General features: G+C 70.1%; 10 protein-coding genes. 4 read left to right on the top strand and 6 right to left on the bottom strand.

Annotation, left to right across the window (positions count from 1 at the left end; translation table 11 throughout):
• Positions 1-49 precede the first annotated feature (49 nt).
• Positions 50-4,609: a non-ribosomal peptide synthetase gene (locus tag MEBOL_RS23615; protein WP_170115577.1), complete on the bottom strand. Its 4,560-nt coding sequence runs from the start codon at positions 4,607-4,609 to the stop codon at positions 50-52.
• Between the two features lie 139 nt (positions 4,610-4,748).
• Here MEBOL_RS23615 and MEBOL_RS23610 point away from each other — a divergent pair, with 139 nt between their 5' ends.
• From MEBOL_RS23610 to MEBOL_RS23600, 3 genes are all read left to right on the top strand, one after another.
• Positions 4,749-7,094 carry a hypothetical protein gene (locus tag MEBOL_RS23610; RefSeq protein ID WP_245918776.1) on the top strand — a complete coding sequence of 782 codons (2,346 nt, stop codon included), beginning with the start codon at positions 4,749-4,751 and terminating at the stop codon, positions 7,092-7,094.
• Positions 7,095-7,117: 23 nt separating this feature from the next.
• Complete coding sequence (locus MEBOL_RS23605) at positions 7,118-7,798, top strand: DUF2238 domain-containing protein (RefSeq protein WP_245918775.1); 681 nt, start codon at positions 7,118-7,120, stop codon at positions 7,796-7,798.
• Between the two features lie 99 nt (positions 7,799-7,897).
• Entirely contained in the window at positions 7,898-10,306 is a 2,409-nt protein-coding gene (locus MEBOL_RS23600) for a PKD domain-containing protein (protein ID WP_157775401.1), read from the top strand.
• Positions 10,307-10,347: 41 nt separating this feature from the next.
• Here the strand turns inward: MEBOL_RS23600 and MEBOL_RS23595 are convergent, their stop codons facing one another.
• The 4 genes from MEBOL_RS23595 to MEBOL_RS23580 form a co-directional block, all read right to left on the bottom strand.
• Entirely contained in the window at positions 10,348-11,667 is a 1,320-nt protein-coding gene (locus MEBOL_RS23595; protein ID WP_157775399.1) for a sensor histidine kinase, read from the bottom strand.
• 238 nt (positions 11,668-11,905) lie between these two features.
• Positions 11,906-12,649: an SGNH/GDSL hydrolase family protein gene (locus tag MEBOL_RS23590; protein WP_095979562.1), complete on the bottom strand. Its 744-nt coding sequence runs from the start codon at positions 12,647-12,649 to the stop codon at positions 11,906-11,908.
• A 67-nt stretch (positions 12,650-12,716) separates the two neighbouring features.
• A complete protein-coding gene (locus MEBOL_RS23585; protein ID WP_095979561.1) occupies positions 12,717-14,006 on the bottom strand; it encodes a chloride channel protein in 1,290 nt (429 codons plus the stop codon).
• Positions 14,007-14,017: 11 nt separating this feature from the next.
• Positions 14,018-14,434 (bottom strand): EamA family transporter, encoded by a 417-nt coding sequence (locus MEBOL_RS23580; protein ID WP_095979560.1) that lies wholly within the window; start codon positions 14,432-14,434, stop codon positions 14,018-14,020.
• Between the two features lie 56 nt (positions 14,435-14,490).
• On the opposite strand from MEBOL_RS23580, the gene MEBOL_RS23575 reads away from it, so the two are divergent.
• Positions 14,491-15,522 carry a chondroitinase-B domain-containing protein gene (locus MEBOL_RS23575; RefSeq protein WP_218920812.1) on the top strand — a complete coding sequence of 344 codons (1,032 nt, stop codon included), beginning with the start codon at positions 14,491-14,493 and terminating at the stop codon, positions 15,520-15,522.
• 9 nt (positions 15,523-15,531) lie between these two features.
• On the opposite strand, the gene MEBOL_RS23570 is transcribed toward MEBOL_RS23575, so the two are convergent.
• Complete coding sequence (locus tag MEBOL_RS23570; protein WP_095979559.1) at positions 15,532-17,739, bottom strand: vWA domain-containing protein; 2,208 nt, start codon at positions 17,737-17,739, stop codon at positions 15,532-15,534.
• Positions 17,740-17,748: the final 9 nt, after the last annotated feature.

Raw genomic sequence — 17,748 nt, 5'->3', positions numbered from 1 at the left:
CGCGGAAGCCCCCCGGAAGTTGCCACCCCCCTCCGGGAAATCCCGCTCGCTACCCGGAGGTGGCCAGGGCGGCCATCTCGAGCAGGTGGGAGCGCATCCGGTCCACGAACCCCTCGATGGTCTCCCGGCGGAAGAGCGTCTCGCAGGTGAGGACCATCAACTGCAACTGTCCACCCATCGTCATGCCAATGAGGGCGATGCGGTCGGTGCGCGTGGCGTTGGGCGCGTGCTCCATGCCCGGGAATTCCCGCGCCGGGCGGAACATCGCCGTGGGGTCCAGCTTCGGGTCCACCGCGCCGACGTAGCTGTAGACGACCTCCGGCCGGGGCGCGGCGGCCAGCTCCCGGCGCAGGGACTCGTCCTCGCTCAGGTAGCGCAGCAGGGACCAGGACAGGCCCTTGGACGGCACGGCGCGAAGTTGTGCCTGGATGGCACGCAGGGCCCCCAGGGTGTCCGCGGTGCCGCTCGCATCGAGGAACACGGGCGTGATCGACCCGAACCACCCCACCGTGCGCGACACGTCCACCCCCGGCACCTCCAGGTCCCGTCCGTGCCAGGCCACGTGGAGGTGCTGGGAGCGCTGGTGGGTCAGCCCCTCCAGCGCCAGGAGCGCCGCGGTGAGCATCACGTCATCCGGCGTGGTGCCGAGCCTCCGGGGCAGTTCCTCCAGCAGCGCGCGCGTCTCCTCGGCCGGCAGCATCAGCGGCGTGAAGCGCGCCGCGGAGTTGAGCGACGTGCCCGAGGGGAAGTCCACGGGCAGCGGCTGGAAGGGCGCCTGGACCCGCTGCCGCCAGTAGGGCAGATCCTTGAGGATCTCCGGCGAGCGCGCGTACTCGCGCAGGCTCTCGCCCCAGCGCTGGATCGTCGTCGCCAGGGGCGGCAGCCGCACCGGCTCGCCCCGCTGGAGCTGCTCGTAGGCCAGTTGCAGATCATCCACGAACAACCGGATGGAGATCTCATCCACCAGGAGGTGGTGGAACACGAGGTGCAGACGGCAGGACGGCCCGGGCAGGCGGAAGAGCGTCACGCGCATCAACGGCCCCCGGGCCAGGTCCAGGCCCATGTTGAGCCGGTTGGCCTCGTTGAGCATGACCCCGGGCAGTTCCTCCGCGGACACGGCCGACAGATCGATGACGGACCAGAAGGGGTCCTCGAGCGCGGGGCCATACGCCAGCCGCCATCCCCCCTCCGGGCGGCGATGCAGGCGCAGCCGCAAGCTGTCGTGGTGGGCGATGAGCGCCCGGCAGGCCTGCTCGAGCAGCGCGGCGTCCACGTCCGCGGGGGCCTCGAGCATGAGCGCGCAGTTGTCGTGGTCCAGGTAGCCCGGGTTGCCCTCCAGCCACCACTGGAGGATGGGCAACGGCACCACCTCGCCCTCCACCGACGAGGACTCGCCCCGGGACGGCTCCTGCACGGGGGTGGCCACCGCCGCGAGCCGTTCGATCGTCTGCTGCTGGGCGAGCTGCCGCGCGGTGATGCGCAGTCCGGCCCGGGCCGCGCGAGCCACCACGCGCGTGGCCAGGAGCGAGTCACCGCCCAGGTCGAAGAAGCTGTCCTGGATGCCCACCGGGTTCAGCCCCAGCACCTCGCTCCACACCCGCGCCAGGGTGTGCTCCTCGGGAGTGCGCGGCGAGACTCGGGCCCCGTCGAGCGAGGGCCGCGCGCGCTCGGGCGAGGGCAGGCCCCGGCGATCCACCTTCCCCACGGGCGTGAGCGGCATCGCGTCGAGCACCACGCAGGCCGACGGCACCATGTACTCGGGGAGGATGTCGAGCAGGAAGCCGCGCAGCTCCGACCACGAGGGCGCGCCCGACGGCGTGGGCACCACGTAGGCCACGAGCCGCCGGGTCCCCGGCGTGTCCTCGCGCGCCACCACCACCGCCTGCCGCACCTGGGGGTGGCGGGCCAGCGCCGCCTCCACATCGCCCAGCTCGATGCGGAAGCCGCGCACCTTCACCTGGAAGTCACCCCGGCCCAGGTATTCGATCGTCCCGCCCGGCAGGAAGCGCGCCTCGTCGCCCGTGCGGTACATGCGCGCGCCCGGCTCCGAGGAGAAGGGATCTGGAATGAAGCGCTCGGCCGTCGTGTCGGGCCGGCCCCGGTAGCCACGCGCCAGGCCCTCTCCGCCGATGTAGAGCATGCCGCGCGAGCCCACCGGGACGGGCCGAAGGCTCGCGTCCAACAGGTGGAGGGTGGTGTTGGCGATGGGGCGGCCGATGGAGATGGGTCCCTGGCCGTCGATCCTGCCTCCGCTGGAGAAGACCGTCGTCTCGGTGGGGCCGTACATGTTCCACAGCTCGACGCCCGTGGCGAGCAGACGCCGGGAGAGCTCCACCGGCAGCGCCTCTCCCGTGGAAATGGCGCGCGGTCCGCCGCCGCCCGTCCACCCCGCCTCCAACAGCATCCGCCACGTCGCGGGCGTGGCCTGGAGCACCGTGGGCGCCGAGGCCTCCAGCAGCGCCCGGAGCCGGGCACCGTCCACGGTCACCTCGCGCGGCGCGAGCACGACGCGCGCGCCCACCAACAGGGGCAGGTAGAGCTCCACCCCGGCGATGTCGAACGACAGGGTGGTGACGGCCAGCAGCGAGTCCCCCTCGCGCAGGCCCGGCTCGCGGCGCACCGAGTACAGGAGGTTCACCAGCGCTCCGTGCTCCACCTGCACCCCGGCGGGCTGACCCGTGGAGCCCGACGTGAAGAGCAGGTAGGCGAGGTTCCGGGCACCCGCCGTGGCGGGCGGGTTCGTGTCCTCCCCTCCCGAGGCCAGCGCCAGGGTGTCGAGCGTGACGACCCGGGCCTCCGTTTCGGGCAGCGCCGCCTGGGAGGCGCGCGTGGTGATCAACACCGGGGGACAGGCGACGCGCAGCATGTGCGTCAGCCGCTCGCGCGGATAGGCGGGATCCAACGGGACGTAGGCACCACCCGCCTTGAGCACCGCGAGCGGCGCGATCACCATCTCCACGGAGCGCTCGAGCGCCACGCCCACGAGCACCTCGGGGCCCACACCGAGCCCCCGCAGGTGCCACGCGAGCCGGTTGGCCCGCTCGTTCAACTCCCGGTACGTGAGCGAATGGCCCTCGTACACCAGGGCCACCGCGTCGGGCGTGTGTGCCACCTGGGCCTCGATCAGCGAGGCGACGGTGGCATCGCGGGGGTAGTCCGCGCGCGTGTCGTTCCAGGACTCGAGCATCCGCCGCCGCGCTCCCTCCGCCATCAGCGGCAGGGCGGACAGCGGCCGCTCCGGCTCCTCCAGCGCCGCCTCCAGCAGCGTGCGCAGGTGCGTGGCCATGCGCTCCAGGGTCGCCGGGTCGAGCAGCGCGGTGTCGTACTCCAGGAAGGCACGCAGCGCGCCACCGCCCCCCACCACGCGCAGGCTCAGGTCGAACGGCGCGGCCCCCAGGTCCACGTCGAGCGGCCAGGACCTCATCCCGGGCAGCTCCAGGCCCGTGGGTGGCTCCTCCAGGGAGAACAGCACCTGGAACACGGGCGTGCGGCTCAAGTCCGGCGGGGGCCGCAGCGCATCCAGCACCACGCCGAAGGGCACGTCCTCATGGGCCTGGAGGGCCCGCAGCGCCTCGGACACGTGCCGGACCCACGGCCGGAACCCCTCCTGGCCCGTCGTGGTGACGCGCAAGGGCAGCTCGTCCGCGAGCGGGGCGACGAGCCCCTTGAGCTCCGGCCGCCTCCGCCCATCCCGCCGCACCCCCACGGTGATGTCCTCCTGACCCGACCCCCGGTGCAGCACCGCCGCGAAGGCGGCCAGGAGGACGCCCTCCACCTCCGTCTTCTCCTGGCGGGCGAACGCCCGGATGCGCTCGGCGAGTGGCGCGGACAGCTCGAAGTCGTACCGGCCGCCGGTCAGGGACCGCACGGGCGGGCGCGGCCGATCCAAGGGCAACTCCAGGGGCGTCACCCCCGCGAGCCGCGTCTTCCAATAGCCCACCTGCTCCGCCGCCTCGCTTCCCTCCAGCCATTGAAGCCGCTCGTCGACGTGACGGGCGTGCGTCAGCGGCGGCGCGGGCAATCCCCGCTGTTGCGCGAGCAGATCTCCATACGACAGACGACCCGCCAGGAACGCATCCCCCATCGACACGCGCTCCGAGGGCGCGACCGCCTGGGTCTGCAGGATGGACAGCTCGCGCGCCAGCACCGTCAACGACGTGGCGTCGGCGATGAGCCGGTGCGCGACGAACAGCAGCGCGTACTCCCGCGTGTCCAGTTGAAACAAGGTGGCGCGCAGCAACGGCCCCTCGAAGAGATTGAACGCACGCCGGCCCTCCTCGCGCAGCCTCGCGCCCAGCCGCGCCTCGCGCTCGGACGCGGGCACGCCGCGCAGATCCTCGTACACCAGGCGGACGGCGTTCTCGGCCAGCACCCGCGGCAGGGGCTCGCCGTCATCCTCGCCAAGACATGTCCGCGTCATCTCCTGCCGCCGGGTGATCTCCTGAAAGGACTTCTCCAACGTCACCGCGTCGAGCGCACCACTCAGGCGCCAGGCCACCGCGACCTGATGACCGGGATGCGCGGGTTCGAACTCGGTGAGCAACCACAACCGCCGCTGCGAGGGCGAGAGGCGGGAGGCTTCATCGGTAAGTCGGGAAGTATCCTTCATGGTGGGAAGGATACAGGAGGGACCTCGGGGCCCGGGAAGGTGCACTAATGAAAGACCGGGGAGGAGGCGGCCAGGCCCTTCGCCGCCATGCGTCGGATTCGTTCGAGCGCGCGGCCGCTCCGGGGTAGATGTGGAGGCCATGGTTCCCGCTGGATCGACCCTTCCGAGTCGCCTGGCCCGTGGCCTCGCGCACAGCCTCCTCGTGACCCTGTTCGTCGGCGCCTCGGCGGCCGCGGCTCCCGTCAAACAGGTACCCGAAGGCGGGCGGGCCATCCCCGTGGTGCAGCGTGGCATCGTGTGCGGTCCGGTGAGCGGCGGCTGGATCCTGTCCGCCGATGGACGCGCCCTGAAGCCCCCCGCCGCGGACGCCGAGGGCCTGGCGCGCACGCTGGACGTCAAGGTCGCCGAGGACGCCGCGCATTGCGCGACGAGCCAGGACACCGTCACGGTCATCGCCACCAGGGCCTTTCCGAGCATCGACGCCGCGGCGACGACCTTCTTTCCGGACGAGGGCCGCCTGGAGCTCAAGGGGCAGCGGCTCCAGGACGTCGCCGTGGTCTGGTCCTCCCCCCGGGGCCCCCAGGAGGGTCCGCTCGTGGGACAGGATGTCTGCCTCAATCCGACGACCGCGGGCCGCCTGTCCGAGTGCGTCGTGCCCCTGCATTCCGGGCTCCCCTCGGACGCGGCGCTCTTCTGGGTGCCCGCGCACGGCAGGCGCGGCCCCGACGTGACGACCTATGACGCCAACGGCACCCTGGTGGAGCCCGAGTCCTTCCAGATCCGCCCGGGCCGGGTCGTGCTGACGCGGCCGCTCGTGAAATCCAACGGCGTGGACCTGGCGAAGGGCCCGGGCCAGGTCGCCGTCACCCACCCCGAGGCCATCGCCTCCGCCGATTGCGCGCCCGCCCGATGCGAGACGACCGACGAAGGCATCGCCATCCGCGACGTCACGGGGCTGGAGGCCCAGGTCAACCTGCGCCTGCGCCTGGCGCCCCGCGTGGTGTTCTCCCGGGGAGAGGCCCTGGACACCACGGTCTCGGTGGCGCTGCCCATCCTCTCCTGTCCCCTGTCCGTCGTGGAGGGCACGGCGCTGCGCGAGGCGGAGGAATCATCCCTGGTGGTGCGCATGGATCCCTCCTGCAGCTACGAGCCCCAGGCCCTGCTGTGGCGGGTCAATGGCGAGCGCGTCGAGGTGGGGCAGGTGGTGAAGGTCACCGCCGGCGTCTACGTGTTGTTGCACACCCAGGGCCTGTCCGATCAGCAGGTCACCGTCACCGCGACGAACGCGCCCGTGGGCCGCACGGTGGTCGCCTCGACGACGGCGAGGACCCTGCCCCTGCCCTACCCGCGCGCCAACCTCGAGCTGCCCCAGCACGGCCCCATCGACTTCATCCCCACCAACCGCCCCGCCCTGATCCAGGTCGCGGGCGGCGGAGAGCTGGGCCGCTTCGTGGTCCGTCCCCTGGAAGGCGCCTACCGCGTCAGCGTCCAGGACAACATTCCCCGGGTGCTCGGAGACACGACCGCGGGAGGCTTCGTGGCGCTGCGCTTCGGCTACCGGGTGCCCTCGCTTCCCGGAGAGCTGGCCTCCACGGACCTGGCGGTCGTGGAGGAGCGGGTGCAGCGCGCGGTGCGCGAGGCCAGTGTCCCCACCAACGTCGCCCATCTGATCGAGTTCCTGTGCGCGGACAAGGACGGCGTGGACACCTCCATCGAGCCGAGCCGCCCCTTCCGCATCCCCTACGTCAGCCGCAACACCTGCCGGGTCATCATCCACCGCGAGCGGTTGAGTCCCGAGGAGGGCGTCCAGGAGATCGTCCTGCGCGTCACCGTCACCCGGCCGGATGGGACCACCCGGGGAGAGAGCCAGTTGGAGCAGCGCATGCTGCTGCGCTCCGGTGGCGAGGAGCGCGTGCTGCCCATCCCCGGCAACCTCGCGCAGTTCGACCGCATCCTGGTGCAGGTGTCGCACGTCGCGGACGAGTCCCGCTATGCGCTGAGCATGACGGACCGGGCGGGACTGCCCTCGGCGCAGTGGACGGCCATCGTCGAGGGGGGCCTCCTGCGGCTGTACGCGACAGGCGCCGTTCCCGCGGGCCTCTACCGGGCCACGAACCCGAGCGGCCAGCTCACGCTCAACTTCGGCGTGCTCTCGCGCCTGGTGCTGCTCAACAACGAGGGACAGGAGCGGCTGGTGGGAATCGAGGTGGGGCTCATGGGCATGGGGCTCATCCCCCAGACGAACACCATCCGCTTCCCGCCCACGCTGGCGCTCGTGGGAGGGCTGGGCCTGCGCATCCCGGTGGGCACGGGAGCGGCCATCGGCGTGCAGGCGTGGATCGCCCGCGAGTTCCGCGCCGACATCACCCGGGAGCTGAGGGCGGGCGAGGATCCGGCGACCACCGACTTGAGGGTGCCCGCGAGCAACTGGTCCTTCATCTTCGGGCCCAGCATCTCCATCGGCAACGTGGGCTTCAACCTGTAGCCGCCAGCGCGAGGACGAGCGTCTTGAGAGTCATTGAATCCCCGAGCCCCGCCCTGCCCCTGGTGCAGGGGACTCCGCACGAGGCACGCACGCCATTGATGCTCCTGGCGGTCCTGGTGCCCGTGCTGCTCGCGACGTTGCTCTTCACGCCCGCGGGCCGCGGCAACTGGCTGCTGGAGACGGGCCCGGGGCTCATCGGCATGGCGGTGCTGGCGGCCACCTTCCGCCGCTTCCCCATGTCCCGCTGGGTCTACGTCTGCGTCTTCCTGCACGTGCTGGTGCTCACCTACGGCGCCTACTACACCTATGCCCTCACGCCGCTGGGCAACTGGGCGCGCGACACCTTCCACCTGTCGCGCAATCCCTATGATCGGCTGGGGCACTTCGCACAGGGCTTCTTCCCCGCCTTCGTCGTCCGCGAGGTGCTGCTGCGCCGCACGCCGTTGCGCCCGGGCGGATGGTTGAACTTCCTGACGGGCTCGGTGTGTCTGGCCATCAGCGCCTGCTACGAGTTGCTGGAGTGGTGGGCGGCGCTGCTGCTGGATCCCGCCGGGGGGGATGCGTTCCTCGGCACCCAGGGTGATATCTGGGACGCCCAGTGGGACATGTTCATGTGCCTGTGGGGCGCCATGGTCGCCCTGGCGTTCCTCGCGCGCGCCCACTCCCGGAGCATCGAGCGGCTGTTCGAGCGAGGCTTGGCCTGACGGGACGCACGGCCACGCTCGCGCCTCATACCCAGCGCCTCTTGCGAAGCGGCGTCACGGCGGCGTAGGACGAACGCCTTAATCAGGGGGAATCACCACATGTGTCCATTCAATGGAAGCAGACCCGCCATCGCCATGGCGCTCCTGCTGGCCGTGGGTCTTCTCGCGGGCTGTTCGGGCGCTGAAGACACCCGGAGCGCGAGCGCCGAGCTGCGGGTCCTGCTGTCCCAGGAGCTCTCCGGCGCCGGAGTGGCCCGCGTGCGGGTCGAGGTCTCCGGCCCCGGTATCTCGCCCAACATCGCCACCGAACTCGCCCAGAGCGGAAACGCCTGGCAGGGCAGCCTGTCGTCCATCCCCGCCGGACAGGGGCGGCTCTTCCGGGCCAGCGCGTATGACGCGGCCTCGACGCTGCTCTACACGGGCGAGGCGGGGCCGCTCACCATCGAGCAGGGACAGACCGTGAATGTGGCCATCCTGCTGCAGCAGGCCTCCCCGGAAACGCCTTTCGAGAACGAGGCGCCTCAAATCGGCTCCGTGGTGCTCTCCTCCAACCCCGTGGCGCCGGGAGGCTCGGTGACGGTGACGGCCTACGCCACCGACGCCAACGCCGGTGACACGCTGAGCTATGCCTGGACGGCGAGCGCCGGCGCCTTCAGCGCGCCCACCTCCCCGGTCTCCACCTGGACGGCCCCCTCCACCGAGGGCACGCAACAGCTCAAGCTCGTGGTGACGGACTCCAAGGGGGCCAGCGCCGCGCTGAGCCTCGACGTGAGCGTGGTGCGGCCTGGCGCTGGCGGCGGTGCCACGGTGTCCACCGGCTTCAACTCCTGGCCGTCCATCCGCGCCATGAATGGCACCCCCTCGCTCCTGACGCCGGGCAGCCTCACGCGGCTGTCCGCCACCGTCACGGACGCGGATGGGGATGCGCCCTCCTACCAGTGGAGCTCCAACTGCGAGGGCAGCTTCGACGATGCCACCGCGGCCAGCCCCACCTTCTTCCTGGGCACCGCGCCCGTCGGAGGCCGCTGCGCCCTCCATCTGTCCGTCCAGGATGGGCGGGGCGGACGGCACGCGGGCACCCTGCTCCTGCACGTGAGCGCCCTGGTGACGGGCAAGCGCGACCGCCTCCATGTCCACGAGAATGGCTCCGCCACCCCCGTCCCCGAGGATCTCTCCACCCAGACCCTCGGGGCCTGGCTGCCGACTTCCGACGGCACGGGCTACACCTGGAGCACGGGACGGGGCCTGTCCAACGGAACCTTCTCCATCCCGGACGTCACCGGCACCTCCTACCTGCTGCGCCTCGGCAATGAGTACCTCTGGACCAGCCAGCGTGGGCTCGACCTCAGCCGGAACATCCTGGGCCGGCCGGACGTGGAACTCGAGCCCGAGCCGATTCCGCTCGAGTTGCAGCTCAGCGGCCTGTCCCCCTGGAGCATGCTGGACGACCTGCAATGGCACTCGCCCACCGCGGGCCTGGGCTTCGTGGCCCTCCAAGGCTGCTCGTTCGATGGGTTCGGCTTCCCGGCCGACGGCGCCACCACCTTCTCGGGCATCGCCGACTACGGCTCGTTCCTGGGCGCGTGCGGCAACCCCACGGCCCGTTTCGACCCGGCCCGGGACAGCCTGTACGTCACCCAGCTCGCGGGACGCACCGACCCCGTCACGGACATCTACTACCAGGAAGCGCGCCGTGTCCTGACGACCTCGGGTCCCGAGCGCACCCCCTCGGGCTCGCTCCGGGTGCAGGGCTCCCTGACGACGCTGCCCCTCACGTCCCGGCAGATGACGGTCCAGGCCTCCGCCTTCGAGTCCCTGGCACGCGCCGCCCACCCCAATGCCGTCCTGTCGGGCAACTTCGCCAGCCTCGGCACCCAGGTGGGCTACTCCCAGTTCGGCACCGTCAACAACGGCTGGCCGGACCTCGCCACGGCCTCGATTGAGTCGGAAGTGGGCGACTTCACCGCCAGCTTCCAGTACGGCAATCCCTACCCGGGCGAGTGGAACTCCTTCTCCTACGTCCTGGTGGGCGCCCGGGTGCCCTACACGCTCGCGCGACCGGACGGCGGAACCTCGACCCATTGGATCTCCGCGAGCCTCATCGCCCGTGAGCCCCTGTCCGGCACGGAGCCGGTCACCGTCGTCCCGCGCATCGGACCGCCCCAGGGCTTGTCCCTCAACGGCCTGAGCGCCACGGAGAACCGCACGAACGTGGGCTTGCTGCCCCTGGTGAGCTGGACGCCGCACACCCTCGGCACCCCGAGCCACTACAACCTGCGCCTCTACCGCCTCTACCTGTCGGGAAACACCGTGCTGCGCCAGTACGTCGCGTCCCTGTACACCCCGCTGACCCAGCTGCGCCTGCCGCCCGGACTCCTGATCCCGGGAGAGCGCTACTTCCTCCAGGTGGCGGCCTACTACGAGCCCAACGGAAACCCGAACAACCCCTTCCGCGACTCATCCATCAGCCACATGGCGTCGACGTTCACGGGCACCTTCACGCCCTGAGCGCAACGGAGACCTCTCGGGGTGGGGCGACTTCCGAGGTCTCACACCGCGGGCAGCTCCACGATGAAGCGCGCGCCGCCCTCCTCCCGATTCTCCGCGCGCAGCGTGCCGCCGAAGGACTCCACGTACTGCCGGGACAAGGCCAGTCCCAGCCCCGTGCCCTTCTCCGGCGCCTTCGTGGTGAAGAACGTGGTGAACAGTTTGGACAGGTGCTCGGCCCGGATGCCGGGCCCGTTGTCCTCCACCAGGAGACGCACCCGCTCCGCTTCCATCTGTACCCGCAGCGCCACCCGCCCATCGCGCACCTTCGCGTCCTCGATGGCGTCCGCCGCGTTGAGCAGCAGGTTGAGCAGCACCTGACCCAGACGGCGGGGCTCGGCGCGCGCCACGGGCGTGCCCGGCACCTCCACCGCCAGCGTCACCAGCGACTTGAGCCGCACCGACGCCAGCCGCACGCTCGTGTCGATGACCGGCCCCAAGTCACACCGCCCCGCCGGAGCCTGGAGATCCTCGGCGCGAGAGAGCGCCGTGAGATCCTTCACGATCTGATGGATGCGCTCCACGCCCTGCATCGACTCCTCGAGCGCCTCGGTCACATCGGTGTTCCCTCCGTTGGCCGAGGCCAGCGCCCACTCCTCGTGGAGGAAGCGCAGGTTGGCCTGGACATAGGCCAGGGGATTGCGCACCTCGTGCGCCACTCCGGCCGCCAACCGCCCCACCTGCGCGAGCCGCTCCGCGCGCAACGCCCGCTCATTCGACTCCCGCAGGGACTGCCGCGCCAGCCGCTGCTCGGCCTCGCTCTTCACCCGCTCCAGCAACAGCCGCTGGTAGAAGAAGATGAATTGCACGCCCACCGACTGGATGGCCAGCATCATCAGGTTCGCCGCCATCCGCGAGCCGGGAGCCCCTTCCTTCAGCAGGAGCACGCCCGCCGACAGCAGCGACAGGAACATGCTCGCCAGGCCATGCCTCACCCCGCCGCCCACCAGCAGGGCCACCGCGGGCATCACGCTGAGCCAACTGAACAGGTGGCTGCTCGAGCCCCCCAGCCGCAAGACGATGAGGGGCAGGAAGAGGTTGGGCAGGATCACGCCCGCCATCACCCGCACGGGCTCGCGGTACACGGAACGAACGAAACCCAGGCTCACCCCTAGAAACACCGTCAATGCGGCCCACAGGCCGCGCAGCGCGAGCGTGTCCCAGGAGGGTTGGAGCTCCGACAACACGTCCAACCCCCAGAACAGCAACCACACGAGCGCGGACGCATAGAGCAGCCGCTGCTCGTCCTTGAGTTCGCGAACCCGACTCCGAACCTCCTCCACCCGCTCCACCCGAGCGGTCCCCTGGTCTTGCGATCCCATGTGAGTCCCGCCCGAGTTGAATCCCGAAGAATCCCGAACTGCCCTCTCACCCTCCCATGGAAACAGAGTCAGAAGGAACCCAGCCTGGGTCCAAATGGCCTCTGTTCAACACGAGGCAATTTCCCAGAACGCGAGAAGACCGGGGTTCCCTCGGCCGGGGGCGGCTACCGCGCCAGGTGCAGGGATTCATCCAGGCCAGTTCCCGTTCGTACAAGGCCTGGAGTGCGCGTTCAGCCCGTCACTTGTTCGCGAACTCGACCGCGAGCCGCCACCGGGCGTCGAGCCCCGCCTGCGTCATGTGCACCTCGTCCTTGAGGTACTCCGGATGGGCGGAAATCTCCCCACCCCAATAGACGACACGCAGGTTCGGCCAACGGCTCATCGCATTGCGCAGGACATCGTCCCGGTGCATCGCGGCGTACAGGAAGAGGCTGTCATTGGTGCGGCAACCAATGTCGAACCAGACCACGGGCTTTCCCTGGGCCTGCTGCATCCACCAGTCGATCTGCTGATTGAACCAACCGTTGTCGACCGGTACGTGGTTGTAGGGCCAAGGGCCGTCGCCCGTGGGCCAGCGCCCCGTGTCATAGAGCACGGTGTCCCGCTTGGCGTCGTTGGTGCTCAGACTGAGGATGAGTACGTCCGCCGCCGCGATGGCCTGCCGGAGGTTGAAGCGCGCGTTCGGCGCGCCCATGCCCGTCCACGCGCTGCGGTAGCTCGCGTTGTCCACATACGCCCGTAGCTCCGTCGTCGTGGCACCGGGCCACCCATAACAGCCCACGTCGATCAACTTCGCGGTCCGGGTGGGAATGGCTTGCTGATCTCCCCCGCACATCTGCGCCGCCAGGCTGTCACCCAGGACCACGGCGCGCTTGGCCGTCACGGTCGCCGCGCTCGCGGGCGACAGGAACCCCATGCCAGACAGCATCGCGGCGGCCACGGCCAGGTGACGCAAGGGCGAGACTCGAAAACCACTGAACATATGGACCTCCAAGGATTCCCTGAATAATCAGAACCTATCATGACCGGGAATGCCGCATCGAGGCCGCTCAGGGTTTGGGTTCCTCCGTCCTGTCCGCTGGAGCCCGAGGCACATCCAGGTCACGCAGGGGCACCAGCCGTTCCAACAGCGGCCCACCGTGCTTGAGCCGGGCGATGCGCTGCGCCGGGTAGATGCCTCGCTGTCCGGTGAGCAAGTAGGCCGTGACGGTGACGATGACGACGTGCGGCAACACATTCGCGCCCAGCAACTCCACGGCCATCAAGGACAGGGCCAGGGGCGTGTTGGCGGCGGCTCCGAAGAGCGCGGCGAGCCCCACGCCCGCGGCCAGTTCCAACGGCAGGCCCAGCAGCCGTCCCAGCACGTTGCCGAGCGCCGCGCCCACGAAGAAGAGCGGCGTCACCTCGCCCCCGAGGAAGCCCGCGCCGAGCGTGACGGCGGTGAAGAGCAGCTTGAGCGCGAAGGCCTCGGGGGGCAGGTCCGGGTCCACGAAGGCGCGTTGGATCATGGGCACCCCCAGGCCCAGGTAGTCGCTCGTGCCCACCAGTTGCCACAACCCCACCACCCCCACGCCCCCGAGCGCCATGCGCAGCGCCAACGCGGGCAGGGCCTTCTCCAGCCGCTTCTTGATGAAGTGCACGCCCTCCACGAACACCACCGCCGCCACCGCCATGGCCACGCCGAAGACGAGCCACTTGCCAATGACTCCGGGCGACAGCGCGAGCGCCTCGGGCACCGGGTACACGGAGTGGTGGATGCCCAGCGCGCGCGTGACGAGGTCCCCCACCACCGCGGCCACCAGCGCCGGTACGAGCGCCTCGTAGCTCATGCGGCCCACGCAAATGACCTCGAGCCCGAAGACAGTCCCCGCGATGGGCGTGCCGAACACGGAGCCGAAGCCTCCGGCGATGCCCGCGGCGAGCAACTCGCGGCGCGTGGAGGGCGAGACCCGGAAGCGGTGGGCCACGGCGTCCGCGAGGCTCGCGCCCATCTGCACGGCGGTGCCCTCCCGCCCCGCGCTGCCGCCGAACAGGTGGGTGAGCACCGTGCCCACCAGCACCATGGGCGCCATGCGCAGGGGCAGCCGCGCGTCGCCCTCGTGCACGGTGTCGATGACGAGGTTGTTGCCTGCCCGGATGGACGCGCCCCACTTCCCATAGAGGGCGCCGATGACGAGGCCCGCCACGGGCAGCAGGTACACGACGAACTCGTGCTGGAGGCGCCAGTGCGTCGCCTCGTCCAACAGGAAGAGGAAGAGGGCCGAGGCCCCCCCACACACGACGCCCACCACCGAGCCCAGGGCCAGCCATTGTCCCAGGGCACGCACGCGCGGAAACATGAGCCCGCCTCTCACTTCAGGGTCAGCAGGGAGCCCACTACCATGAGGGACACCCCGAGGCCGAGCCGCCAGCTCAAGGGCTCCTTGAGGAAGAGCACGGCGAGGAGCACGGTCAGCGCGAGGCTGAGCTTGTCGATGGGCGCCACCCGGGAGGCGGGCCCGAGCTGGAGCGCCCGGAAGTAGGCGAGCCAGGACAGGCCGGTGGCCACGCCGGAGAGCGCGAGGAAGAGGAGCGTCTTGCGGCTGAGCGAGGGCAGGACGTGGTGCTCACCCCGGACGAAGGCGATGCCCCAGGCGAAGGCGAGAATCACCACCGTGCGCAGGGCGGTGGCGAGCGTGGAGGGCACGCCTTCCACGCCCACCTTGGCGAGGATGGCCGTGGCCGCCGCGAAGCCGGCCGAGAGCAGGGCATAGGTCCACCACGTCATGCGGCTTCCTCCATGGATTCTGGGTATTATCTGGAATTCCCCAATCGAGGAATCCCATGCACGTCCTGCGTTCCCGCCGAACACACTCCGCCCCGCTTATCACCGCCTCGCTGTGCCTGCTGATGGGCTGTGGAGGAGCCGCCGAGGAGCTGACGCCCCTGGACACCGGTGAAGTGAAGGCCGCGGTCCGCACCGTGTCGGTGAGCACCGCCAACCAGTTGCGCACGGCGCTGGCGGACGCCCAGCCGGGTGATCGCATCGTCCTGGCGGATGGCACGTACCAGGGCGTGTTCAAGGCCTCGAACAACGGCACCGCCAGCCAGCCCATCATCCTGGAGGGCTCCGCCAATGCCATCCTCAAGGGCAACGGGGTGGCCAGTGGCTACAACCTCAACCTGCTGGGGGACTACTGGGTCCTGCGTGGCTTCACCGCCACCACGGCCCAGAAGGGCATCGTGCTCGATGGCGCCAATCACAACCTGCTGGAGGGGCTGACGGTGAAGAACATCGGGATGGAGGCCATCCACTTCCGCGCCTTCAGCTCGTACAACACCGTGCAGAACAGCACCATCACCGACACCGGCGTGAGCAATGTCAGCTATGGCGAGGGCGTCTACATCGGCTCGGCCCACTCCAACTGGGGCAGCATCAGCGGGGGTCAGCCGGACAAGAGCGACTACAACCGGGTGCTCAACAACAAGATTGGCCCGAACGTGCGCGCCGAGCACGTGGACATCAAGGAAGGCACCACGGGCGGCGAGGTGAGCGGCAACACCTTCGATGGCACGGGCTTGAGCGGAGAGAACGCCGCGGACAGCTGGGTGGACGCCAAGGGCAACAACTACCGCATCACCAACAACCGCGGCACGTACAGCCTGCTCGACGGCTTCCAGACACACATCGCGGTGGCGGGCTGGGGCAACAACAACCTCTTCAGTGGCAACACCGCCGACGTGCGCGCCAGCGGCTACGGCTTCCGCATCCAGCTCAGCGGCTCGGCGGGAACCTCCACCGGCAACGTCGTCCACCAGAACAACACGGTGCTCAACGCCTCCTTGGGCGCAGCCAACATCGCGCTCACGCCCTGAGCCTCACCGTCACCGGGGCGCGCCGGCCACCACCCCCACCACGTCCGCGAAGTTCTCCATGCCCTGGGGCGCGAGGCTTTCCACGGTGGTGCGCAGGGTGGCCGTCATGCCCGGTGCCGCGTCCCGGGGCACCTCCCACTGAACGGTGAAGACACCCACCTGGCCCTGGCCGAGCACGAGCAGGTCCGGCGTGACGCGGGCGCCGAAGCGCGGGTCCGTCCGCACCGAGGGGCGGAAGAGGTTCGGCGCCCCCGTGTTGTGGACCTGGAAGGACACCACGGCCCGCGAGCCAGGGAGGAGACCCTGGGTCGCGGGCGCCAGCAGCCGCACCGTGCGAGGCCGTAGCGCGCCGGGCAGGACGCGTTGCCAGGTGTCTCCCGTGGAAGAGCGTCCCACCCCGTAGACGACGAAGGGTTGGGAGGAGAGCCCCGCCGGCCCGAAGAACTCCAGCGGCGAGCCTCCGGGCTCCGGCGCCAGCACGAGCGTCTGGAGCAACACGCCCTCCGGAGAGCGCAGCTCGAAACGGGCGGACGCGATATCGCCGGAGAGCCGCGCCGTGGCGAGAAGGGAGGAGAGCACGGGCAGTCCCGGCGGCGCCAGGTAGCCCTGATGTCCCAGACGTCCCATCGCCTCGACGAACTCGAAGCGATCGACATCCATGGGGCTCTCGCCCAGGACCTGGAAGGAGAACGCCCCGGCAGGGGTCAGCGTCGCGCTCCAGATACCGGGGGCTGGCGCGAGCACCGTCACCAGGATGCCCGTCGCGCCCTGGGCGATGCGCACCCCCGGATCCCGCGCCGAGACGAGCGAGCCATCGGGACGGGTGAGCCGAAGGGAAGGACTTCCACTCAGGGAGAAGGTCACCTGGGAGAGGGAGGCATCCACGGGGACACTCAGGCTCCTGCCACCACCTCGCGCATCCGAGAGGGCGAGCAGGGTCACGGCGTTGGCGCGAACGGTGGCGTCGACGAGATGGGCGAACACGGCCGCCTCGGTGGCGCGAAGGGAGAAGACCTGTCCACCCGTCTCCTCGGCGAGCCGCTGGTACGCGGCCTCCGTGGAAGCGGCGCCTCCGCACGAGCCGGCCAGGAGCGCATGAATCCGCGTGTGCTTGCGTTGGGCGAGGCCACTGACCGTGGATGCCAGGCTGTCATCCGAGGCCCGTGACTGGGTGAGGAGGAACAGGTCGCCCTCGTCCGAGGAAGCCTCGAGTGCCTGGAGCACCGCCGTCATGGACGGTGCGGAGCAGGAGCTCCGCGCGCTCGAACCCAGCGCGGCGAGGGCACTCTGGAACTCGCGTGGATCGCTCGTCACCCGGACGGACGAGGCGGAGGCGCCTTGGAACGGAACGAGGACATAGCGCAGCGGTTCCTGCTCCGTGCCGATCCGGGATTCGATGAGCCGAGCCAACTGGCGCGTGGCCTGGAGGAGCAGGTTCCCCATGCCCGCCGAGGTATCGACGGCCACGGTCAGCGTCGGGCCCACGCCAAACAGGAGCTTGAGCTGACGTTCGGTGAGCTGGCCCTGGAGGTCCCGGATGAACTGCTTGCTCGCCTCCAGGGCGGAGTCCGCGGCCGCGTCGTGCAGCGGATGATGGGGCGAGAGGGTTTGAAGCCGGGTGTCCTTGTTGATACCGCCGAACGGACCGGGGCCCGTGTCGGTGGGGCCGCCATGACGGCACTTGGAGGCATGGCGAGGCACCTCGTTCTCGCCTCCATAGAAGCCGCTCGTGAGCGCCACCGTGGACAGGTTGTGGCCACAATCGACGAGCAGACTCCCGTCCGAGATGATGACGAACTCACAGGCCTCGCACGTGGGCGTGTCCTCGCCCGCGAACGTGGGCAGCGGTTGCTCGGGACGCCACAGACTGGAAAGGGCCCCGGAATGGCCAGACTCGATCCAGTTCGAGTGCGCGTAGAAGTCCTGCAACGTATGGAGCGCCTGCCCCAACTGGCGACGGCCTCCCTGGGCGTCCTCGGCCCGCAGCGAGCGGAGAGTGCCCTCGAAGAGCGAGACGAGCCGCTGCTTGCCCGCGACGAAGCTCTCCCCATCGAAGTGCTTGAAGCCATTCGTCTGGTCGTCATCGACCTCGGCGTTGGCCTTCCAGATCTCCTCGGTGGCGCTCCTCATGCCCCGGGTGGAGTGCTCGGTTGCGAAGAACTCCGCGCCCAGTTCCTCCATCGCCCGTTGCGTCAGGTCCTCGTGCGTGACCCCCACGCCACTGAG

The sequence above is a fragment of the Melittangium boletus DSM 14713 genome, assembly GCF_002305855.1.
GTDB classification, from domain to species: domain Bacteria; phylum Myxococcota; class Myxococcia; order Myxococcales; family Myxococcaceae; genus Cystobacter; species Cystobacter boletus.
This window is presented reverse-complemented; position numbering and strand designations above follow the sequence as displayed.